Raw genomic sequence first — 21,693 nt, forward strand, 5'->3', positions numbered from 1 at the left:
TGGAAGGCTGGGGGTAGGCACCGGCTCGAGGTGAGCCCGGGGACCGTGCGGTTCCGCGACGGGCGAAGCCTGTGCCCCGTGCAGCGGCGGTCCGCCGCGGTGCGCGGCGAGAAGGGGCCGGTCCCCACCCCCTGGAGGTACCCGTGAACAGCGCCGACGGATGGGGAGACGACGTCTACCAACCGGACGGATCGGAGCAGCGGGAGGACACCGGGCTGCTCGACAGCGAGGACACGCTCGAGAACGACGGTGTGGGCGATCCCCTCGATCGCGGCTGGTCCCCGCCGGAGCGCCCCTGGGCGGTGGAACACACCGGCGTGACGGCAGCCGAACGTCACGAGGGCGAGACCCTCGACCAGCGGCTCGCCGAGGAGCGGCCCGACGAGCTCGCTCCCGAGGGCGACGGGCTGGGGGACGCCGACGGCACCGACGGAGAACTGCTGGACGGCGAGGTGGGCGCCGACCGTTCCGGAAGGCTCGTGGCACCCGACGAGGGGGCGCACGAGGACGAGGAGCCGGCGCTGGTGGCCCTGGACGTGGGCATCGACGGCGCGGCCGCCTCCGCCGAGGAGGCCGCGATGCACGTCGTCGACGAGGACGCGCTGCCCGGCTGACACCCCCAGGGGCGGCACATCCACGTCGTCCGCTCCAAGATCCGCGCGGCACGAGGAGCAGCCATGCAGCAGGACAAGCATCCCGAGTACCGGCCCGTGGTCTTCCGCGACCGCAGTGCCGGCTACGCCTTCCTCACCCGGTCCACCGCGACCAGCGACCAGACCATCGCGTGGGACGACGGGGAGACCTACCCGGTGGTGGAGGTGGAGATCTCCTCGGAGAGCCACCCCTTCTACACGGGCAAGGCGCGAACCGTGGACTCGGAGGGACGGGTGGCCCGCTTCGAGCGGCGCTACGGCGGTGAGGGCGGCGACGCGGGGCAGGACGCCGGCGCCTCCGGCTGAGGTGACGGTGCCCGCTTCCCTCAGATGAAGTTGAGCGCCGACGCGCCGCCCGCTCCCCCTAGCAACATGAACGCCGGCATGAGCACCTTCAGCTCCACCCAGCTCCCCGCCCGGAACCGCATCGGCTTCGGCGGCCCGATCGGATACCAGCGCTTCCGGCCCACCGGTATCGGCCAGAGTATGGGGCAGCCCGAGACGGTCAGCGCGTCCCCGATGTCGTGCACCAGCGCGCCGAGGACGACCGGCAGCCCCAGCCACAGGTACTCCTGGCCAGGCGCGGTGAACAGCCAGTCCGCGCCGCCGTCCGGCTTGTCCAGTATCCCGGCGATGATCCACGCGCTCGTCCCGGCCAGCAGCCAGACCAGCACGTCGCTGCTGGAGCCCCGGGTGGCCCGCCACAGCAGGCCCTCGATGGCCAGCACCATGTGCACGAAGAGGATCGCCAGGACCGCCCAGCGGCCACCCGTGATGGCCAGCACCGACGTGCCCGCGCCGATCAGGACGGCCCACAGCCAGGTGTGCGTGAGGGTGCGGTGCCCGCCCGAGCGTCGCGGGTCGGCCGGCTTCTTCGTGGCCTTGTAGACGGCGTACGACAGCTTGTCCACGATCTCGCACAGCCCCCGGGAGAGCGGCCCGAAGGCGCGGGAGATGGTGGCCGCCTTGTGGTCGAGGTCCGGGGCCAGCGCCGCGCCCGCACAGATCAGGGCCCCCGCGAGCAGCACCGGCCACGGCATCGGGTGTCCCACGGCGGCGGCCGCCGCCCCGACGCCGAGCCATGCCGCGGCGCCCGAGAGTGAGTGTGCTGGTCCCATCATCGCCGTTGCCCGCCCCATTCCTCGTGTGCCGCTGTGCAGTTGTCCGGGTCCACTGATGCCTCGTCGGCGACCCAGCGTAGCGTTCGTGATCTTCATGCGGACAGCCGATTCCCCCATCGCGACGCGGGGCAGGCAAGATGGGGGCGTGACCCTCATCGATCAGCTGCCGCGGACCGCCGACCCCGATGCCCTGTACGAAGCCTTCGAGGCGTGGGCCCAGGAGCGCGGTCTCACGCTCTACCCCCATCAGGAGGAGGCGCTGATCGAGGTGGTCTCCGGGGCGAACGTGATCGTGTCGACGCCCACCGGCTCCGGCAAGAGCATGATCGCGGCGGGCGCCCACTTCGCGGCCCTGGCGCGGGACGAGGTCACCTTCTACACAGCTCCGATCAAGGCGCTGGTGTCGGAGAAGTTCTTCGAGCTGTGCAAGATCTTCGGTACCGAGAACGTCGGCATGCTGACCGGCGACGCGTCCGTGAACGCGGACGCACCCGTCATCTGCTGCACCGCCGAGGTCCTGGCGTCGATCGCGCTGCGTGACGGGAAGCACGCGGACATCGGCCAGGTCGTCATGGACGAGTTCCACTTCTACGCGGAGCCGGACCGCGGCTGGGCCTGGCAGATTCCGCTGCTGGAACTGCCGCAGGCCCAGTTCGTCCTGATGTCGGCGACCCTCGGCGACGTCTCCTTCTTCGAGAAGGACCTGGCCCGCCGCACCGGCCGGCCCACCGCGGTGGTCCGCTCGGCCACCCGCCCGGTGCCGCTCTCCTACGAGTACCGCTACACGCCGCTGACCGAGACGCTCACCGATCTGCTGGCCGCCCGGCAGGCGCCCGTCTACATCGTGCACTTCACGCAGGCGCAGGCCGTGGAGCGGGCGCAGGCGCTGATGAGCATCAACATGTGCACGCGTGAGGAGAAGGAGCGGATCGCCGACCTGATCGGCAACTTCCGCTTCACCACCAAGTTCGGCCGCAATCTCTCCCGCTACGTCCGGCACGGCATCGGCGTCCACCACGCCGGCATGCTGCCCAAGTACCGGCGGCTGGTGGAGAAGCTCGCGCAGGCCGGTCTGCTCAAGGTGATCTGCGGGACGGACACCCTGGGCGTGGGCGTCAACGTCCCCATCCGGACGGTGCTGTTCACGGCGCTGACCAAGTACGACGGCACTCGGGTGCGCACGCTGCGGGCCCGGGAGTTCCACCAGATCGCGGGCCGGGCGGGCCGTGCCGGGTTCGACACGGAGGGTTTCGTCGTCGCCCAGGCGCCGGAGCACGTCGTCGAGAACGAGAAGGCGCTCGCCAAGGCCGGTGAGGACCCGAAGAAGCGGCGGAAGGTCGTCCGCAAGAAGGCTCCCGAGGGATTCGTGGCCTGGTCGGAGAGCACGTTCGACAAGCTCATCGGCTCCGATCCGGAGCCGCTGATGTCCCGGTTCCGGGTCACGCACACCATGCTGCTGTCGGTGATCGCCCGCCCGGGCGACGCCTTCGCCGCGATGCGGCACCTGCTGGAGGACAACCACGAGCCGCGCAAGCAGCAGCTGAGACACATCCGGCGGGCCATCGCCATCTACCGCTCGCTGCTGGACGGCGGCATCGTCGAGAAGCTCGACCGGCCGGACGCCGAGGGGCGCGACGTGCGCCTGACCGTGGACCTCCAGCAGGACTTCGCGCTGAACCAGCCGCTGTCCACGTTCGCCCTGGCGGCCTTCGAGCTGCTGGACCCGGAATCGCCGTCGTACGCGCTGGACATGGTGTCCGTCGTGGAGTCCACGTTGGACGACCCGCGGCAGATCCTCGCCGCCCAGCAGAACAAGGCGCGCGGTGAGGCCGTGGCCGCGATGAAGGCCGACGGTGTCGAGTACGAGGAGCGCATGGAGCGCCTCCAGGACATCACGTACCCGAAGCCGCTGGAGGAGCTGCTCTTCCACGCCTACGACACGTACCGCAGGAGCCACCCCTGGGTAGGTGACCATCCTCTGTCGCCCAAGTCGGTCATCCGTGACATGTACGAACGGGCGCTGACGTTCACGGAGCTGGTCTCCCACTACGAACTGGCCCGCACCGAGGGCATCGTGCTGCGCTACCTGGCGAGCGCCTACAAGGCCCTCGACCACACCGTTCCGGACGACCTGAAGTCCGAGGACCTTCAGGACTTGATCGAGTGGCTCGGCGAGATGGTGCGCCAGGTCGACTCCAGCCTGCTGGACGAGTGGGAACAACTCGCCAACCCGGAGGAGATGACCGCCGAGGAGGCACAGGAGAAGGCCGATCAGGTGCGGCCGGTCACCGCCAACGCGCGGGCCTTCCGGGTCCTGGTCCGCAACGCCATGTTCCGCCGGGTCGAACTCGCCGCCCTCGACCATGTCGACGAGCTGGGCGAGATGGACGCGGAGGCGGGCTGGGACGCGGACGCGTGGGGCGAGGCGATGGACAAGTACTGGGACGAGTACGACGACCTCGGCACCGGTCCCGACGCCCGCGGCCCGAAGCTGCTGGTGATCGAGGAGGAGCCGCAGAACGGTCTGTGGCGCGTGCGGCAGATCTTCGACGACCCGAATGACGACCACGACTGGGGCATCAGCGCTCAGGTCGACCTCACGGCCTCCGACGCGGAGGGCCGGGCTGTCGTCCGCGTCACCGATGTCGGCCAGCTGTGAGCACAGGAGAACCCCACCCATGACGAATCCGGCCGAGAGCCTCGTCGCCCTGCTCGACCTGGAGCAGATCGAGGTCAACATCTTCCGTGGCCGCAGCCCCGAGGAATCACTGCAACGGGTCTTCGGCGGGCAGGTGGCCGGCCAGGCGCTGGTCGCCGCCGGCCGTACCACCGACGGCGACCGCCCGGTGCACTCGCTGCACGCGTACTTCCTGCGTCCCGGACGTCCGGGCGTGCCGATCGTGTACCAGGTCGAACGGGACAGGGACGGACGGTCCTTCACGACCCGGCGGGTCACCGCCGTACAGCAGGGCCGCACGATCTTCACGCTCACCGCCTCCTTTCACAAGCCTGAACAGGGGAGTTTCGAGCACCAGCTGCCGCCGGCCCGCGAGGTCCCGCACCCGGAGTCGCTGCCGACGGTGGCCGACGAGGTGCGGGAGCACCTGGGCGAGCTGCCCGAGCAGTTGGAGCGGATGGCCCGTCGTCAGCCCTTCGACATCCGCTACGTCGACCGGCTGCGCTGGAGCGCCGACGAGGTCAAGGGCGCCGAGCCGCGCAGCGCGGTGTGGATGCGGGCGGTCGGGCCGCTCGGCGACGACCCGCTCGTGCACACCTGCGCACTGACCTACGCCAGCGACATGACCCTGTTGGACGCCGTACGCATCCCGGTGGAACCGCTGTGGGGTCCCAGGGGCTTCGACATGGCGTCGCTGGACCACGCCATGTGGTTCCACCGGCCGTTCCGCGCGGACGAGTGGTTCCTGTACGACCAGGAGTCGCCGATCGCGACCGGCGGACGGGGCCTGGCGCGCGGGCGGATCTACGACACCGAGGGACGCATGCTGGTGTCCGTCGTCCAGGAGGGGCTCTTCCGGGCCCTTTAGGTCATCGTGGCCGCCCCTGGGGTCAGGCGTCTCTGCGCCACAGCCTGCCCAGGAGACCGCGAGGCCTCCTTGGCTCCTCGGCGTCGTCAGGCGTGGACTCCGGTCCCGGCGGGACAGGAGCGGCGCGAAGGGCCGGTCCGGGCGCGGGGCGCTGCTCGCGGGCGGCTGCCACCGCGTCCGCCAGGTCCGCGCGCAACCAGTCGATCTCGTCCGGGTCCGCCGCCGTCATGATCTCCTCGGCGAGCTGTGCGGCGGCGGAACCGGGCGAGCCGTGGGCCGGCCGCAAGGGGTGGAACCGGCGCAGGTACGAACGCTCGTAGGGATCCCTGACGACCTCGGCGACCTCGACCGCGTCGAGCAGCGACGCCACGGCCGCCGCGCGGGCCCAGGGGTCGTCGGCCTGGCGCAGCAGGAATCCCAGGTGCCGCCCCCTCCAGTTGCGGGGGCGCAGGTCCAGCCCCTCCCCCAGCTGGCCCCGCAGTCCCTCGGGCGTGCGGCCCTTGAGCAGTGAGGCGTTGCGCTCGTCGGCGGCGAACTGCCGCAGTTCGTCGGCGAGGTACAGCCAGACAACGGCTCGATACCGGTTGACGTAGAACTTGACAGGGACCAGCAGCCCCAGCCGTGCGAGGCGGGTGAACCGGACCTTGGTCACGACCATGAGGGCCGCGCCCTCCGTGGTCCCCACGGTCCGGACGCCCGCCCTCAGTGTCTCGGGGAAACCGTCCGCCGCCCGGATCCGCTGGATCTCGTCGCGGGCGACGCGCCCCCCACCTCCTGCACCGTCGGGCACGGTGCGGATGCGGCCGAGATGGACGGCGAGGTCGAACTCGCTGCGTTTGAGGCCCAGTACTCGTGCTGCGCGCCCCGGCGCGAGAGGGGCGTCCCGGGTACTGCCGGTCTGCTCGGTGGCCGCTGAGAATTCGCGCGTGACGGTGTTGCCGGACATGCTCGTCTCCCCCGTGGAGTGTGCGGCCGGCACCGTGCGTGCCCGCCTGACACGAAAAACCGTAGCCGCTGCGACGGCATCCGCGTCCGGCCTGTGGAAAACTCCGCCGCCCATCCCACGACGGCTGAATGTGCAGGTCAGAGGTCTGTGGGCGATATTCGTCCCGGCTGCCGTGCGTCGACGTCGAGGTGCTCGCCGACCCGGTTCACGAGCAACGTCATCTCGTACGCGATCTGCCCGATGTCGACCTCGGCCCCGCTGAGCACGCACAGGCAGCTGCCCGAGCCCGCCGCCGTCACGAACAGCACGGCGTCGTCGAACTCGACCATCGTCTGCCGCACCTGGCCGGCACCGAAGTGCCGGCCCGAGCCCTTGGCCAGGCTGTGCAGCCCGGACGAGATGGCCGCGAGGTGTTCGGCGTCCTCGCGTCGCAGTCCCGTACTGGCTCCGGTCACCAGGCCGTCGTTGGACAGGACCAGCGCGTGCCGGACGTGCTCGACGCGCGCGGTCAGGTCGTCCAGCAGCCAGCCGAGTCCCTGGTTCTGCACCATTGATCCGAACTCCCCGTGTCGTCCCCGTATGCCTTGCCTCCCCCTGGCCGGGGGATCTGTCCGCCAGCCTTCCCCACGCCCGTGCTCCGGGCAAGGAGGATGGGGTGCATGGCACAGAAGATGACCGATGAGGAATGGCGGGCGTTCGTCTCGGACGGCACCCGCACCGGAAAGCTCTCGACCGTCCGGGCGGACGGCAGTCCGCACGTGGCGCCGATCTGGTTCCTGCTGGACGGGGACGACATCGTGTTCAACACCGGCAAGGACACGGTGAAGGGGCGCAATCTGGCCCGCGACGGCCGGATCGCCCTGTGCGTGGACGACGACCGGCCGCCGTTCCACTTCGTGGTGCTGCAGGGACGTGCCCGGCTCTCGGAGGATCTCGACGAACTCCGGCACTGGGCCGGGCGCATCGGGGCACGGTACATGGGTGAGGAACGCGCCGAGGAGTTCGGGGCGCGCAACGGCGTCCCGGGCGAACTCCTCGTCCGTGTCGCCGTGGAAAAGGTCCTCGCCCAGAAGTCCGTCGCGGACTGAGGCACGTCAGAGCACGGAGTCGAGCAGCCGGGCGGTGTACATCCGCCCGGCGTACTCGACGAGCCGGATCAGGACCTCCTTGCCCGAGTCGCGGTCCCGGGCGTCGCACAGCACCACAGGTGTTCCGGAGTCCAGGTCGAGGGCGCGCAGCACGTCCTGGGCCTCGTGTCGGCGTGCTCCGGTGAAGCAGTTCACGGCCACCACGAACGGGATGTGCCGATGCTCGAAGTAGTCGACCGCCGGGAAGCAGTCCGCCAGCCTCCGGGTGTCCGCGAGGACGACGGCCCCGAGCGCGCCCTGCGACAACTCGTCCCAGAGGAACCAGAAGCGGTCCTGCCCCGGTGTGCCGAAGAGGTAGAGAGAGAGGCCGGAGCGGATGGTGATCCGCCCGAAGTCCATCGCGACGGTGGTGGTGACCTTGCGGTCGATGCCGCCGGTGTCGTCCACCAACCGACCGGCCTCGCTGAGCAGTTCCTCCGTGCGCAGCGGCCTGATCTCGCTGACCGCGCCCACCAGGGTGGTCTTGCCCACGCCGAACCCTCCGGCGACGAGGATCTTCAGCGCCAGCGCGGCCGACTCGCCCTCCGTGGCATCGGAGTGTGCGGTGTGTCCGGCCTGTTCGGCGTGTTCGGCGTGTTCGGAGACCATTGATCACTTCTCTCGGTCCGGGTGGTCGTACGCGTGCGTGCCGGTCATGGTCTTCGGCCTTCTCTACAGTGCGCGCAGTCCGTCGATCACTTCGCGCAGAATCCGCTCGTCGGGCAACTGGGCGGGCGGCACAGGACGGCTGACGGTCACGCAGCCCAGTTCCACCAGGTCTCCCAGGAGCACCCTGACGACTCCCACCGGGAGATCGGCGTCAGCCGCGAGTTCGGCGACCGACTGGGTCTCGGTGCGGCACAGCTCGATCAGCGTTCGGTGTTCCGGTCCGAGCACGGTGACGTCGCTGCCCGGCGCGCCAGGGACCCGCGTCACGAGGGCGATGAGGTCGAACCGCACGCCCGTGGGTCCGGGCCGGGTGCGCCCGCCGGTCATCGCGTAGGGGCGGACCAGGGGCCCCGCCTCGTTGTCGTACCACTGGCTGCCCGGCCGTTCCCGGCCGCCGTCCGTGCTCTGGTCGGTCATCCGTACGGCCCTTCCGGGTCATCCGCCGAAGGGTGGCCGTGCGGCGGCGCGCGGCGCGGTGTGGAGGTGCTCGCCGACGCGTCTGACCAGCCGCGCCATCTCGTAGGCCACGAGGCCGATGTCGGCGCTCACGGCGGTGAGGACGGCCAGGCAGGAGCCGTCGCCCGCGGCGGCCACGAACAGGAAGCCGTCGTCCATCTCGACCATCGTCTGGCGCACGCCCCCGGCGCCGGAGTGCCGGCCCGCGCCCTTGGCCAGGCTGTGGAAACCGGAGGCGACCGCGGCCAGGTGTTCGGCGTCCTCCCGCCCGAGGCCGGCCGACGCGCCCACGGCGAGCCCGTCGTTCGACAGCACGACGGCATGCCGTACCTCGTGTACGCAGCCGACGAGGTCGTCCAGCAGCCAGTCGACTTCGCGGGTCCGCCGGGCGGTCCCCGTGCCGGGGTCGTGGATCATGCGAGGTCTCCTTCGCTGCTGTGGCCGGCCTGCGGGGCCGACTGCTCCGCGTGGCCGGGCCGGCGTCCACCGCCGCGCGTCCAGCCGTCGCGGTAGGCGGTCATGCGGTCCCGCACCACTTCGGGCGTGCGCTCTTCGTCGCCGCGCGCCTGGGGCGGCCGAGCGGGTTCCGCGGGGCGCCCGTCCCGCAGTTGGGGTGCGAGGCTGGCCTGGCGTACCCGCCGGGGCAGGTTGTCGGACTCCTCGGCCGGGCCCGGTGTGCCGTCTCCGTCGCCGTCGGTGGAGTCGGCGGGGTCGTCCGGGACGTCGGGGGACCGGTGCAGTCGCAAGGCGGGGGCTCCTGGGGGCCGGTCCGGCGCCGTCGTCTCCACAGTCGCTGGTGCGGCGGACGCCAGTGCCGGGCGGCCGGTCGGTGCGGGCACGGTCTCCCGGTGCGCGGCGGCGTGCGGCACGCGCGCGTACAGGCGCTCCGGTGGTGGAGCCGCCTCGTGTGCCGCCCCTGGGGAGCGTTCCGCGGTTCCGCTGTGCAGGAGCGAGGTGGGCAGCAGGACGACGGCGGTGGTACCGCCGTAGGGAGAGGTCTTGAGGTGGACCTTGATGTCCTGCCGGGCGGCCAGGCGGCTGACGACGAACAGGCCGAGCCGGTCGCTGTCGAACAGGTCGAGTGCCTCGGAGCGGGTGATGCGGTGGTTGGCCTCGGCGAGACTGTCCTTGCCCATGCCGAGGCCGCGGTCCTCGACCTCGATCGCGTAGCCGTTGCCGACGGGCTCTCCGGTGACACGCACGCGCGTGTGGGGTGGGGAGAACTGCGCGGCGTTCTCGATGATCTCGGCCAAGAGGTGCGTGAGGTCGGCGACGGCCGCGCCGACGACGGACGCCTCGGGGAGCTGTCTTACCTCCACCCGCGCGTAGTCCTCCACTTCGGAGACCGCCGCACGGACCACGTCGGTGAGTGAGACCGGCATGCGCCAGGCCCGTCCGGGCGCCGCGCCGGAGAGGATGATCAGGCTCTCGGCGTGGCGCCGCATGCGGGTGGTGAGGTGGTCGAGGCGGAAGAGGTCGCTCAGTTCGTTCGGGTCGTCGGAGCGGCGTTCCATGCTGTCCAGGAGGCTCAGTTGCCGGTGGACCAGGACCTGGCTGCGGCGGGCGAGGTTCACGAAGACGCCGGAGATGCCGCTGGCGAGTTCGGCACGTTCCACCGCGGCCCGCAGCGCCGCCCGGTGCACGGTGCCCAGGGCTTCGGCGACCTGACCGGCCTCGTCCTCGGCAGCAGGTTCGGGTGGCGCCTCGGACCGGACGTCGATCTCCTCCCCCGCACGCAGTCTGCGCATGGCTTCCGGGAGCTTGTGCCGGGCGATCTCCAGGGCGCTGTTGCGCAGACTCACCAGCTCGACCACCAGGCCACGGCCGATGCGGACGGAGATGGCGAGCGAGGCGATGACGGCGAGAAGTCCGAGGAGGACCGCGGCCCCGGCCGGGGTGAGCGCACCGCGGGTGAACGGATCGGCCCGGTCGGCCACTCCGCGCGCGGCGTCCCGCTCGATCGTCCGCATGCCGTCCCGCACGCGCGCGTGGGCCCCGTCCCAGGCGGCGAGGGGTGCCGCCGCCTCGACCGGGCGGTCCTGTACCGAGGGGTCCAGCAGGCCGTCCTCGGCCTTTCCCACGGTCGTGTAGGCGGCGTCGCGGGCGAGGTCCTGCCAGGCCGCGCGTTCGGAGCCGCGCAGGTCGGTGACGGCGGACTCGGTGAGGCTCCGTCGCGTCTCGACGGCGCCGGTGAACAGCGTCAGCCGCTCGCCGTCGAGGCGGCCGGCGAGGCGGGCGGCGGCGAGCAGGGTGTTCTCCTGGGCCAGGGCCTCGCCCGCGCGGGCGAACTCGACCAGCACGCGCGCGTCGGAGCCCAGATCCGCGTCCTGGATTCCGCTCAGCGCGCCGCCCACCCGGAAGGCGGCCGAGATGGCCGTCGTGTACCGGCGGTAGGTGTTCTCCCAGTCGGCGCGGCGGTCCAGGACGGCGGTGCGCAGCGGTCCCAGCCGTTCGGCGCCGGTCACGAACGCGTCGAGCCGCCGTGCCACTCCGGCGGGCAGTTCCTCGCCGTCGGCGACCGTGTGGCGGTCGCCGAGCCGCAGCTTCGCCACGGCGCGGTCGGTGCGCTCGGACAGTTCCCGGTAGTCGGCGTCCGGCACCGCCGACGGGTCGGTGGCATGGCGCACGGCCGCGAGACGCTCGGTCTGCAGGGCGGCCACGGCCGCGCCGACGGGGGCCCGGACGCCGGCGTCCACGCGCTGCACCTGCCGCAGCCGGGAGATGTCCTGGGCGGTGGTGACGGTGGCGTACGCCCACAGGGCCAGCAGGGAGACGACGGGCACCATCAGCAGGCAGACGATCCTGGCGCGCACGGTGCGGGGCTGGACGCGCCCGCGCCACGCACGCGTGGCGGCCGATTCGGGTGCCTCGCCCGTGGGCTCGGCCTGGCCCTCGTCGGCAGGTGGTCCGGCGTGCGCGCGACGTCCGCGCGCGGGTCGCCGGGACGGCGTGTCGGCGCCGTTTGCGGGGGTCGTACGGGGTGTACGCATGGCCTCCTCGCTTGGGACGGGGGTCGGGGCGTGGTCGCCGGGCCGTTGGCGCGGGTCCGCCGTCACCGGGCGGTGCTGCCGACGGGGCGGCGGGCCGCGGCGGACGCGTCGCGTTCCCCCGCCGTCGGTGACAGTGCGACGAAGGCCGAGGTCAGAAAGAGGTAGGACCCGAGGCCGACGGCGAGGGGGAAGATGAACTGCATCGCCGTGGCCCCGGGGAGCGTCTCGCCGGAGGGTGTGACCCGCACGCTCACCGCGAACATGCCTGTGTAGTGCATGCTGCTCACCGCCGCTCCCATGATCAGTGAGGCGACGGTGACCGCGAGGGGCGACCTGATGTTGAGCGCGGCCCACAGTGCCGCGGTGGCCGCGGCGACGGCGATGAGGACGGAGAGTGCGACGCGTACCGTGTCGTAGCTCACGGCTCCGTGCAGGCGCACGGCCGCCATGCCCAGATAGTGCATGCTCGCGACGCCGATCCCCGTGGTGAGTCCGCCGAGCAGGAGCGCCCGCGCGCGGTCGCGGCCGTAACCGACCGCGAAGACGCCGGCGCAGACGACGAGCATCGCGACGAGCAGGCTGGCAAGCGTGAGCGGCACGTCGTAGCGGATGTCGGTGCCGCTGACCCGGAAGCCGAGCATGGCGACGAAGTGCATCGTCCAGATGCCCGTGCCGATGGCCGAGGCCGCGGTCAGCAGCCAGTTGCGGCGCGAGCGCCCGGTGGTGGCGAGGGCGCGCACGGTGCAGCGCAGTCCGAGGGCCGCGCCGGTGCAGGCCATCGCGTACGACAGCACCGGGGTCAGCCAGCCGAGGGCGGCGTGGTCCAGGTGTCCCATGACACCGGGACGCTAGTACCGGGCAGGGCGCACAACGGGGGCGCATTTCGAAAGGTGTTGCTATCTGACACAGAGAAGCGCTGGAACGATCGCGTCACGCTCGAACGTGTGCACCTCGGCGTCCCCCGCGCGTTTGGGGAATCATGCGGACCATGAGCGACAACCACACGCACGTCCAGGAGTTCTTCGGCGCCCGCGCGGCCGACTGGGACAGCCGCTTCCCCGACGACGGGCCCGCCTACTCGGCCGCGGTGGCCGAGCTGGGGTTGCGGGACGGGGACCGGGTGCTCGACGCGGGTTGCGGCACCGGACGTGCCCTGCCGCCGCTGCGGGCGGCCGTGGGGCCGTCGGGGCTGGTTCTCGGGGCCGATCTGACACCGGCCATGCTCCAGGCCGCCGTACGGGCCGGGAGGGGCCGTGACGGACGGTTGCTGCTGACCGATGTCGCCGCGCTGCCGTTGCGCGCGCGGTCGCTCGACGCCGTGTTCGCGGCGGGCCTCATCGCGCACCTCCCCGAGCCCGGCGGGAACCTGCGGGAACTGGCGCGCGTCGTGCGGCCCGGCGGTGTGCTGGCCCTCTTCCATCCGATCGGCCGGGCGGCGCTCGCGGCACGGCAGGGGCGGCGGATCACACCGGACGACCTGCGCGCGCAGGCCAACCTGCAACCGCTGCTGGCCGGTTCGGGGTGGCGCATGACGTCGTACGTCGACGAGGACGACCGCTTCCTGGCCCTGGCCGTGCGCGAGAGCTGACGGAGACCGCGCACGCCCGCGGCTTCCGGAGCCTCCCGGCCCGGCCTCGGCTCGCTGCGCCAGACGATCGGCTCACTCGGCTGACGACGTGTCGATGTGGCGGACCGGGCAGCCCCGCACGCCGGGGACCGGGCGGGTGCCCAGCTCGGTCAGCCGGTAGCCCTTCGGGTAGCCCTTGATCTCCCTGTTCTGCCGGGCGTGGTGCGGGGCGCGCCTCGGGGGCATCAGCCGGACGGCGCGCCCGCGCAGCCGCACCGCGCGGCGCACGATCGCACGCGTGGTGGGGCTCGGCGGGGTGTACCGGAAGGCGCGCAGCAGGGACTCGTCGAGCAGGGAGAGTGTCCCGGCGCGCAGGAGGGGCGCGAGGGGACGCGGGTACCAGGAGGCCATGAGGTCGAGGGTGGCGTCGGAGACCCTTTGGGCGCGCTCGTCCCAGGCGAAGTGGGCTGCCTCGTAGGCGTCGAGGCAGTCTTCGAACTCCTCGTAGGACCCGGGGATGTCCTGGATCCCCATGTGCCGTCCCAGCGTGCGGTAGTGGACGGCGGAGGCGACGGTCTCGTGCCGCGACATCCTGCGCCATGCGTAGGCGTCGATCCAGCGTTTCGGGATCACGACGAACGTGCACAGGACATACCGCATGTCGTCGTTGGCGATGTCGTAGCTGCGGTGCATCCGGTTGATGCGACGGATGGCGGTGCGGCCCTGCTCGCTGCCGAAACCGTGCTCGACGACGGCGTCGAGCAGCAGTGCCGTGTCGTCGTACCGCTTCTGCGCCCGGTCGGTGAACTCCGCCGTCTCGGCCAGCAGCCGGCCGATGCTCGGCACGGCGTAGGTGCGGAAGAGGGCCAGCTCCAAGGCACGGCTGAAGTCCCAGGGGAACTCGTAGGCCGAGGACAGCCGGTAGATCTCGGCGGCGTCCTCGTGGGGGTCCATACGCCGGATCTCCGCCAGCCGTTGGAAGCGCTTCACCGTGGCCATACCCTTCTGCCGCCGAGGCTTCAACTCTACGTTGTGTAGCAGGAGATGCACGATCGGCCATGGTGATCGGCAGGGGAGGGTGGTCCGCTTGTTCAGCAGGATCCTCGAGGCTTGGGACAGATCTCGCGCCGCCCGGCGCACGGAGGGCAAGGCGGGAGGGGAACCGAGGTCGCACAATCTGTTCGAGGCCGCGGCCGCGTACGTCGCCGCGTGCGCGGACGACGATCAGGACCGGATCGACGAGGCGGCGGGATGGGTGTCGCCGGAGGCCCTGTCGTTCGGGGTGAACGAGTTGGCGTGCCGCGCCGTGGTCGCGCTCGCGCGGGAGCGCGACCAGTCGCCGCGGGACGTCGCCCGCGCACTCCTGGGGCTGCCCGCGACCTGACCGTCGGATCCCCGCGGCGCGTGGTCGATTCGCCCCCGTCCAGCCGGAAAACTGCAGCTCGGGTGCGTCTGGGAGTCGTGACAAGGCATTCCCGGGCGCACTAGGGTGCGCGCCATTGGACGAACCGATGGGGAGGCTGGGATGGCCGGGACGGATGAGGACGCCGTCGCCGCCGCGGACGACGCGCTCTATGTGCTCACGGCGGTGCTGCTGACGCCGGCGAAGTTTCCGAGTGTGCTGGGCGACGACTACCCGGAGGCGTGCGCCGCGCTCGGTCTCCCGCCACTGGCCGACGGCTACGGACTGGTGCTCGGCCAGGACGGTGACGGTGCCCGGTGGACCGTCGTCGTCGACGACGTGTCGCTGGTGGCCGTGGCCGTGGCCTCCTGGGACTGCGGCATGGAGTACGACCTGTCGCCGGACGAGCGCACGGTCGTCGCGGCGCTGCCCGGCTGGCCCCTGGCGGTCGCCGTGGCGGCACCCGGTGTACCCGCGCCGCACGACCCCGGGCCCGAGTCCGCCGACCAGCCCGCGCTGTGTCCGCCGGACACCACGGTGTGGGGGCCCGCCCAGCGGCGTCTGGGGGCCGACGAGATCGCCCTGCAGTGGGCGCAGTGGCGGGAGCAGATCGACGACGCGGAGTTCCCGGCGGCGGGTGGTGCCGGTGCCTCGTCCGACACGCCTTCCGGCGACGTGGAGGCCGACGCGAGTACCGGAGAGGGCCCGCGCGACGAAGCGGCAGTCTCGACCGGCGTCGCGGACGGCGAGGGCGACGCGGCGTCCTCGGGGCACGGCGGGGTCCGGCGGGTGCTCGCGGAGGCCCGCTCCTACGTCGACACTCCCCCGCCGCTCGGCCGGGTCCGGTCGTCGTTCGCGCCGGGCGACGCGCGGACGCTGCGGGCCGACGGCCCCGGCTGGTCGCTCGTCGCCCGGACCGACGACATCGCCTTCATCCTGCTCGACGAGGAACCCGGTGAGGTCCTGCCGGTGGGCCGGGGGCCGTCGCTGCCCGGCCTCCTGGAGGCCCTCGACAAGATGGCCGTCCGTCCGATCTGACCAGGGGCGCAGAGGTCCCGACTGTCTTCAACCTCCATGACCGGCCTCCTCTCCATGTGGCTCCAGCCCATGGAAGGGGTCGTGGCGGGCCCGCACCATGGGGCAGCCCTCGACCTCACTCCCCCGTCGCGTCCGGAGGCCCTGATGCGTCTGTCCCGTGGTGTCCCGTTCCTCGCCGCCGTCCTGACGGCCGTCACGCTCACCGGGCCGGCTCCCGCTGCCACCGCCGCGGCGGAGACGGGCGGACACTGTGCCCGGCTGGAGCGCGTGCGGGTGCCGGGCGCGGCCCTGCAACGCGGCGCCTGCCTGGACGATCTGACCACCACCGGGCTGGCGGGCACCCGGTACACCGACCTGGCCGACCAGGCCGGACTGACGGCGGCCGACACCAGGACGCCGTCCGGCGTTCCCGGCATCCAGTTCGACGGGTACTTCCCGGACTCCTCCCGCTTCAACACAACGCACGGCTGGCGGCACGACGCGCAGTTCGTGATCCGGCTGCCGGACCACTGGAACGGTGGCCTGGTCGTGACGGGAGCGCCCGGGAACCGCAAGCAGTACGCCACGGACAAGGCGATCTCCGACCGGGTCCTCGCGCAGGGGTACGCGTACGCCGCCACCGACAAGGGGAACAGCGGAACCGACTTCTACCGGGACGGTGTCCGTCCCGGAGACGCGGTCGCTGAGTGGAACGCGCGCACCACCCAGCTGACCCGGGCCGCCCGGCGGGTGGCGGCCCAGCGCTACGGCCACGCGCCACGCCGCACGTACATCACCGGCATCTCCAACGGCGGCTATCTCACCCGCTGGCAGTTGGAGAACCACCCCGGGCTCTACGACGGTGGCGTGGACTGGGAGGGAGCCCTGTGGACGGCGGACGGACCCAGCCTGCTCACTTCGCTGCCGACCGCGGTCGCCCGGACGCTCGGGTCGGCCCGGGACGAGGACCTGTACGCCGCCGGGTTCGCCCGTGGCTCCGAGTTTCTGTGGCCGTACCACGAGAACGCCTACTGGGGCGTGACGCAGAAGATCTACCGGGCCGAGTTCGATCCGTCGTACGACCCACGCTGCCCGGGCAGCTCGGCAGGATCCTCCTTGGAGGAGATCCTCTCGCCGTGCGCCTCCGACGCGGCCTATGACTACGCCGCACGGCCTGCCGCCGTCCATCGCGCGGTGGCCCGAGTGGCACTGACCGGACGCATCGGAAAGCCCTTGATCACGCTGCACGGCGATCTGGACGCACTGCTGCCCAAGGCCGCCGACTCCGACGTGTACGCACGCATGATCGACGCGGGCGGGCGAGGCGTGCTGCACCGCTACTACACGATCCGGGGCGGGACCCATGTCGACGGGCTGTACGACACGTATCCCGACCGGCTGCGGCCGATCCTGCCCTGCTACCGCTCGGCCTTCGACGCCCTGACCGCATGGGTGGAGCGGGGCACGCCGCCGCCCGCGGACCACACGGTCGGCGAGTCCGCGGACGGCGACGTGATCGACTCCTGCCCCTTGCGCTAGCCGGGCACGCAGCGGCGCCGGCGCGTCAACGCCCTATCTCCCTGCGCGTGGTCCTGCGCAGCCTGCGCCGCTGGGAAGGGTCCAGGGTGAGGTAAGCGGCGGCCGGGACTCCCAGAACTATCAGCAGGGCGGCCCACCAGGGCAGCCAGATCAGCAGGATGAGCCCGACCGCCACACCACCTGCTGCGACCTTGGCGTTCTTCGACATGGTGTCGCCTCCTTCGCGGCCACTGCCGCTCTCTGTCCTGAAAACGGGCCCGCGCTCCCGGCGGTTCCGTACCGCGCCCCTGAGACGTCCCTGAGTCCGGACCCCGACACCCCTGAGGGACCCGTCGGCGTAGCCGCCCGCTCGTCGGCGCATCCATCCGTCCATCCGTCCATCCCGGGAGAGAACACCTCTCTACTTGAATAGTGACCCATGCCACAGATCATCCACACCCCGGGACCTCAGGAGTGGTGTACAGTCGGCCGCCGCATACTGGCTAGTCAAATTTGAGGAATACATCATCACCGTGCAGATCGCTCTCCCGGAAACCCCTTCCGAGACCTCCGCGCTCGTCGGCTGCTGCGCTGTCTTCCTGCCCGGTGAACCCGGCCGCACCGGCGCCGTGGCCTTCTGGCGACCCGACGGCGCCACACCCGTGAGCACCCCGGGCGGCCGGGAGAACCCGACCGCCGAGGACCTGACCGTCGTCCTGCCCGACGGCGACGGTGTGGGACGGGTGAGCGTTTCCGCGGTGGTGCTGCCGCTGCGGGCGGCCCTGCCGGTCCTCACGCGCGCGCGTACCTCCGCGCACGCCCACCGGTCGTCGCTGTTCTGGGGCGCCGTCGCCGTCGAGGCCCTGCACCTGGTCGCGCGCGGGCTGCTGCTGCCCGGCCTGTCCACGACCGACCACGATGCCTGGCGGGCCGGCCCGCTGGGCGCGGAGGAGACCGAGCGGGTCCGCCATCTCGCCGCCGCCATGCCGCCTGAGGCGCACGCGGTCCCGGTCGACGACACCGATCCGCCGCGGCTTCACGACCCGGAACGGCTGGTACGCGCCTTCCTGGACGCCGTGGCGGACACACTGCCCCGTTCTCCCGCCGCCGCCCTGGTGACGGCCGGGCCCGCCTACGCCTCACGGGAACCGCGGCGGATGCCCGAGCTGCGCGAGTGGGCCGCCGACGTCGCCGCCGGACACGACGCGGGTGTGCGGCTGTCCTTGCGCGTCGAGGTGCGGGGCCTGTCGGCCGACGCTCCCCCCGAGGAGAAGCCGGCGTTCCGGGCGGTGCTCCAGGTGCACAGCGTCAGCGACCCCACGCTCGTCGCCGACGCCGCCGAGGTGTGGGCCGGCACCGTGGGCGAGGCGTTCGGCACGCGCGCGCGTATGGACGCCCTGCTCGCGCTGCGCCGCGCGGCACGGGCCTGGCCGGCGCTCACTCCGCTGCTGTCGCCGGCCGTGCCGGACGCCGTCGAGCTCGCGGACGCGGACGTGACCGAGCTGCTGGGCACGGGGTCCCGGGCACTCGCGGGCGCGGGGGTCGACGTGCACTGGCCGAAGGAGCTGGCCCGCGATCTGACCGCACGCGCGGAGGTCGGACCGCCGGACGACGCGCGGGCGCCCCTCGCGGCTGCCGCAGAGGGGGGCCCTTCACTGCTGTCCGCCGACGCGCTGCTCGCCTTCAACTGGACGTTCGCCCTGGGCGACAAGAGCCTCACGCGCGAGGAGCTGGACCTGCTCGCCGAGGCAGGCCGGCCCCTCGTGCGCCTGCGCGACCAATGGGTGCTGGTCGACCCCGGGGAGGTCCACCGCGCCCGCGCCCGGCAGGACCACAAGGTCGCACCGGTGGACGCGCTCGCGGCCGTTCTCACCGGCTCGACGGACGTCGACGGACACCGCGTGGAGGTGCGCCCCACGGGCTGGCTGGCAACGCTGCGGGACCGGCTGGCCGACCCCGAGGCGCAGGAGGCGGTCCCGCAGCCCGCCGCGCTCGACGCCACACTGCGCGACTACCAGCGGCGAGGGCTCAACTGGCTGGTCCGCATGACGTCACTGGGCCTCGGCTGCTGCCTCGCCGACGACATGGGCCTCGGCAAGACCATCACGCTGATCGCCCTGCACCTGCACCGGCAGACCGACCCGGCCGCCGCCGGGCCCACCCTGGTGGTCTGCCCGACCTCCCTGATGGGCAACTGGCAGCGGGAGATCGAGCGGTTCGCGCCCGGCACACCGGTTCGCCGCTTCCACGGCACCCGACGTGACCTGAACGGACTCACGGACGGCGAGTTCGTGCTGACCACCTACGGGACCATGCGCCTGGACACCGAACGTCTCTCCGCCGTGCCGTGGGGCATGGTCGTGGCGGACGAGGCCCAGCACGTGAAGAACCCGTACTCGGAGACCGCGCGCCAACTGCGCTCCCTCGGCGCACGCGCGCGTGTGGCGCTCACCGGTACTCCGGTGGAGAACAACCTCTCGGAGTTGTGGGCCGTCCTCGACTGGGCCACCCCGGGCCTGCTGGGCCGGCTCGGCACCTTCCGCCGTCAGTACGCCCAGGCCGTCGAGAGCGGCGAGGACCCTGCCGCGGCGGAGCGACTCGCGCGGCTCGTAGGGCCCTTCCTGCTGCGACGCCGCAAGTCGGATCCGGGGATCGCACCCGAGCTGCCGCCGAAGACCGAGACCGACCGTCCCGTGTCGCTGACGGCGGAACAGACGGGCCTGTACGAGGCGGTGGTGCGCGAGGCGCTCGCGGAGATCGCCCGAGCCGACAGCATGGCGCGACGCGGCATGATCGTGAAGCTGCTGACGAGCCTCAAGCAGATCTGCAACCACCCGGCGCAGTTCCTCAAGGAGGACCGGCCGAGGATCGGGGGCCGCTCGGGGAAGCTGGAACTGCTCGACGAGCTGCTCGACACGATCCTCGCCGAAGAGGCGAGCGTGCTGGTCTTCACGCAGTACGTGCAGATGGCCCGTCTCCTCGAACGGCACCTGGCCGCTCGTGGCGTGGCGTCGCTCTTCCTGCACGGCGGCACGTCCGTCACGGCACGCGAGTCGATGGTCCGCCGGTTCCAGGAGGGGGAGGTGCCGGTCTTCCTGCTGTCGCTGAAGGCGGCGGGCACCGGGCTGAACCTCACACGCGCGGAGCACGTCGTGCACTACGACCGCTGGTGGAATCCGGCGGTCGAAGCGCAGGCCACCGATCGCGCCTACCGCATCGGCCAGACCCGCCCCGTACAGGTGCACCGACTGGTCGCCGAGGGAACGATCGAGGACCGCATCGCCGCTCTGCTGCACCGCAAGAGGGAACTCGCCGAGGCGGTACTGGGCACCGGCGAGGCGGCGTTCACGGAGCTGACGGACGCGCAACTGGCCGACCTGGTCGAACTGCGAGGGGGTACCCGATGACCCGGCACGACGACGACACGGAGCAGACGTTCACCGCGCTGCCACCGGCGCACGGACGGGGCTTCGCCCAGACCTGGTGGGGCCTGGCCTGGCTGAAGGCGCTGGAGGACGCGGCGATGGACACGGCCCAGGTGAAGTCGGGCCGCCGTCTCGCACGCGCGGGAGCGGTCGGCGCCGTGTCGGTGCGGCCGGGACGCATCACGGCCGTCGTCCAGGACCGCGATCGCACGGCACATCGGGCCGACGTCCTGCTGGAGCAGCTGTCCGACGCACAGTGGGATCGTTTTGTCGACATGGCGATCGAGCGTTCCGGGCACGTCGCGGCGCTGCTGGACCGGGACATGCCTCCGCACCTGGTGGAGGACGCGGCGACCGCCGGCATCGATCTGCTGCCCGGCATGGGTGACTTGGAGCCGGAGTGCGACTGCGGCGCCTGGGACCACTGCGGGCACACCGCCGCCCTCTGCTACCAGGTGGCCAGGCTGCTGGACCAGGACCCCTTCATCCTGCTGCTGATGCGAGGCCGCGCGGAGGGCACCCTGCTCGAGGCACTCCAGGCACAGGGCAGCGCACCCGCGCGGGAGTCCGCGTCCCGCCGGGAGGGCGTGGACGCCGGCGAGGCGTACGCGGCCGGGGACGTGCTGCCTCCGCTGCCCGCGCCGCCCGAACTCGGGGACGGCCCCGGTGTGCCGCCGTCCCTGGACACCGAGACGGCACCCCCTTACGGCGTCGATCCCTCCGCCGTGGCCCACCTGGCCGCCAGGGCGGCCGCGGAAGCGCACCGCCTGCTCGCCGAAGCCCTGCGCGACGGGCACGAGCAGCTGGCCGCGGGCAGGGAGGCGACGGCGTCGCAGGACGCGGTACGACTGGCCGCGGGCGAGCCCGGCCCCGATGTGCTGCGACGCCTCGGCGAGGGTTCGGGGCGCACACTCGAGGCGCTGGCCGTTGCCGTGGGCGCGTGGCGGCTCGGCGGCGTGACCGCCCTGTCCGCGCTCGAGGAGGAGTGGGCGCCGGAGGGCGAGGCGCTCGCACGCGCGCGTGCCGCGCTGGAGTCGGCCTGGGAGGACGACGAACGCCCGTCGTTGCGGGCGCGGGCCAACCGGTGGACCGTCGTCGGGGAACCGCGGCAGCTCCGCCTCGACCACGACGGCCGTTGGTGGCCGTACCGCAAGGAGCGCGGCCGTTGGGTGCCCGTGGGCGGGCCGGTCCAGGACCCGGCCACGGCGCTTGCCTCGGCCTCCCTGGGGACGGTGGACCAGCCCTGACGTCCCGGCC

Annotated in this window: 21 protein-coding genes; 11 read left to right on the forward strand and 10 right to left on the reverse strand. The window is 72.3% G+C overall.

Translation table 11 applies throughout. The features are described 5' to 3' along the window. Nucleotides 1-143 precede the first annotated feature (143 nt). On the forward strand, nucleotides 144-614 hold the full coding sequence (locus OIE75_RS05015; protein WP_307010009.1) for a DUF5709 domain-containing protein: 471 nt from the start codon (nucleotides 144-146) through the stop codon (nucleotides 612-614). Nucleotides 615-677: 63 nt separating this feature from the next. After that, nucleotides 678-959: a type B 50S ribosomal protein L31 gene (locus OIE75_RS05020; RefSeq protein ID WP_307010010.1), complete on the forward strand. Its 282-nt coding sequence runs from the start codon at nucleotides 678-680 to the stop codon at nucleotides 957-959. Nucleotides 960-979: 20 nt separating this feature from the next. On the opposite strand, the gene OIE75_RS05025 is transcribed toward OIE75_RS05020, so the two are convergent. After that, complete coding sequence (locus OIE75_RS05025; RefSeq protein ID WP_307010011.1) at nucleotides 980-1,774, reverse strand: metal-dependent hydrolase; 795 nt, start codon at nucleotides 1,772-1,774, stop codon at nucleotides 980-982. A gap of 145 nt (nucleotides 1,775-1,919) precedes the next feature. Here OIE75_RS05025 and OIE75_RS05030 point away from each other — a divergent pair, with 145 nt between their 5' ends. Together OIE75_RS05030 and OIE75_RS05035 are read left to right on the forward strand one after the other, a co-directional pair. Then, nucleotides 1,920-4,433, forward strand: a complete 2,514-nt coding sequence (locus tag OIE75_RS05030; protein WP_307010013.1) for a DEAD/DEAH box helicase — start codon at nucleotides 1,920-1,922, stop codon at nucleotides 4,431-4,433. A gap of 19 nt (nucleotides 4,434-4,452) precedes the next feature. Continuing rightward, nucleotides 4,453-5,319 carry an acyl-CoA thioesterase gene (locus OIE75_RS05035; protein WP_307010014.1) on the forward strand — a complete coding sequence of 289 codons (867 nt, stop codon included), beginning with the start codon at nucleotides 4,453-4,455 and terminating at the stop codon, nucleotides 5,317-5,319. Between the two features lie 22 nt (nucleotides 5,320-5,341). On the opposite strand, the gene OIE75_RS05040 is transcribed toward OIE75_RS05035, so the two are convergent. Beyond that, nucleotides 5,342-6,265: a DUF6397 family protein gene (locus tag OIE75_RS05040; RefSeq protein WP_329469717.1), complete on the reverse strand. Its 924-nt coding sequence runs from the start codon at nucleotides 6,263-6,265 to the stop codon at nucleotides 5,342-5,344. Nucleotides 6,266-6,402: 137 nt separating this feature from the next. Beyond that, nucleotides 6,403-6,816: a roadblock/LC7 domain-containing protein gene (locus tag OIE75_RS05045; RefSeq protein ID WP_329469719.1), complete on the reverse strand. Its 414-nt coding sequence runs from the start codon at nucleotides 6,814-6,816 to the stop codon at nucleotides 6,403-6,405. A 108-nt stretch (nucleotides 6,817-6,924) separates the two neighbouring features. Here OIE75_RS05045 and OIE75_RS05050 point away from each other — a divergent pair, with 108 nt between their 5' ends. After that, the gene (locus OIE75_RS05050) at nucleotides 6,925-7,353 is read left to right on the forward strand and encodes a PPOX class F420-dependent oxidoreductase (RefSeq protein WP_329469720.1); all 429 of its coding nucleotides are present in this window, start codon (nucleotides 6,925-6,927) and stop codon (nucleotides 7,351-7,353) included. 6 nt (nucleotides 7,354-7,359) lie between these two features. Here OIE75_RS05050 and OIE75_RS05055 read toward each other — a convergent pair whose 3' ends face one another. From OIE75_RS05055 to OIE75_RS05075, 5 genes are all read right to left on the reverse strand, one after another. After that, the gene (locus OIE75_RS05055) at nucleotides 7,360-8,001 is read right to left on the reverse strand and encodes a GTP-binding protein (RefSeq protein ID WP_329469721.1); all 642 of its coding nucleotides are present in this window, start codon (nucleotides 7,999-8,001) and stop codon (nucleotides 7,360-7,362) included. 63 nt (nucleotides 8,002-8,064) lie between these two features. Continuing rightward, the gene (locus tag OIE75_RS05060) at nucleotides 8,065-8,478 is read right to left on the reverse strand and encodes a DUF742 domain-containing protein (protein WP_329469722.1); all 414 of its coding nucleotides are present in this window, start codon (nucleotides 8,476-8,478) and stop codon (nucleotides 8,065-8,067) included. An 18-nt stretch (nucleotides 8,479-8,496) separates the two neighbouring features. After that, entirely contained in the window at nucleotides 8,497-8,934 is a 438-nt protein-coding gene (locus tag OIE75_RS05065; protein WP_329469723.1) for a roadblock/LC7 domain-containing protein, read from the reverse strand. Then, the gene (locus OIE75_RS05070) at nucleotides 8,931-11,507 is read right to left on the reverse strand and encodes a sensor histidine kinase (RefSeq protein ID WP_329469724.1); all 2,577 of its coding nucleotides are present in this window, start codon (nucleotides 11,505-11,507) and stop codon (nucleotides 8,931-8,933) included. Before OIE75_RS05070 ends, OIE75_RS05065 begins: the two co-directional genes overlap by 4 nt. A 62-nt stretch (nucleotides 11,508-11,569) precedes the next feature. After that, nucleotides 11,570-12,343, reverse strand: a complete 774-nt coding sequence (locus OIE75_RS05075; protein ID WP_307010025.1) for an MHYT domain-containing protein — start codon at nucleotides 12,341-12,343, stop codon at nucleotides 11,570-11,572. 152 nt (nucleotides 12,344-12,495) lie between these two features. Between OIE75_RS05075 and OIE75_RS05080 the strand changes: the two genes are divergently transcribed. Next, on the forward strand, nucleotides 12,496-13,095 hold the full coding sequence (locus tag OIE75_RS05080; RefSeq protein ID WP_307010027.1) for a class I SAM-dependent methyltransferase: 600 nt from the start codon (nucleotides 12,496-12,498) through the stop codon (nucleotides 13,093-13,095). 72 nt (nucleotides 13,096-13,167) lie between these two features. Here OIE75_RS05080 and OIE75_RS05085 read toward each other — a convergent pair whose 3' ends face one another. Continuing rightward, nucleotides 13,168-14,073 (reverse strand): oxygenase MpaB family protein, encoded by a 906-nt coding sequence (locus tag OIE75_RS05085; protein WP_329469726.1) that lies wholly within the window; start codon nucleotides 14,071-14,073, stop codon nucleotides 13,168-13,170. An 88-nt stretch (nucleotides 14,074-14,161) separates the two neighbouring features. On the opposite strand from OIE75_RS05085, the gene OIE75_RS05090 reads away from it, so the two are divergent. From OIE75_RS05090 to OIE75_RS05100, 3 genes are all read left to right on the forward strand, one after another. Next, nucleotides 14,162-14,458, forward strand: a complete 297-nt coding sequence (locus OIE75_RS05090; RefSeq protein ID WP_307010030.1) for a hypothetical protein — start codon at nucleotides 14,162-14,164, stop codon at nucleotides 14,456-14,458. A 141-nt stretch (nucleotides 14,459-14,599) separates the two neighbouring features. Next, nucleotides 14,600-15,514, forward strand: coding sequence for a hypothetical protein (locus tag OIE75_RS05095; protein ID WP_307010031.1), 915 nt, complete (start codon nucleotides 14,600-14,602; stop codon nucleotides 15,512-15,514). Between the two features lie 144 nt (nucleotides 15,515-15,658). Then, a complete protein-coding gene (locus OIE75_RS05100) occupies nucleotides 15,659-17,032 on the forward strand; it encodes a tannase/feruloyl esterase family alpha/beta hydrolase (RefSeq protein ID WP_307010033.1) in 1,374 nt (457 codons plus the stop codon). A gap of 25 nt (nucleotides 17,033-17,057) precedes the next feature. Here OIE75_RS05100 and OIE75_RS05105 read toward each other — a convergent pair whose 3' ends face one another. After that, nucleotides 17,058-17,240, reverse strand: a complete 183-nt coding sequence (locus tag OIE75_RS05105) for a hypothetical protein (RefSeq protein ID WP_122620855.1) — start codon at nucleotides 17,238-17,240, stop codon at nucleotides 17,058-17,060. A 298-nt stretch (nucleotides 17,241-17,538) separates the two neighbouring features. Here OIE75_RS05105 and OIE75_RS05110 point away from each other — a divergent pair, with 298 nt between their 5' ends. Both OIE75_RS05110 and OIE75_RS05115 read left to right on the forward strand, forming a co-directional pair. Then, entirely contained in the window at nucleotides 17,539-20,418 is a 2,880-nt protein-coding gene (locus OIE75_RS05110) for a DEAD/DEAH box helicase (protein WP_443078442.1), read from the forward strand. Beyond that, complete coding sequence (locus OIE75_RS05115) at nucleotides 20,415-21,683, forward strand: SWIM zinc finger family protein (protein ID WP_329469729.1); 1,269 nt, start codon at nucleotides 20,415-20,417, stop codon at nucleotides 21,681-21,683. Before OIE75_RS05110 ends, OIE75_RS05115 begins: the two co-directional genes overlap by 4 nt. Nucleotides 21,684-21,693 lie beyond the last annotated feature (10 nt).

This window comes from Streptomyces sp. NBC_01723 (assembly GCF_036246005.1).
Classification (GTDB): Bacteria; Actinomycetota; Actinomycetes; order Streptomycetales; family Streptomycetaceae; genus Streptomyces.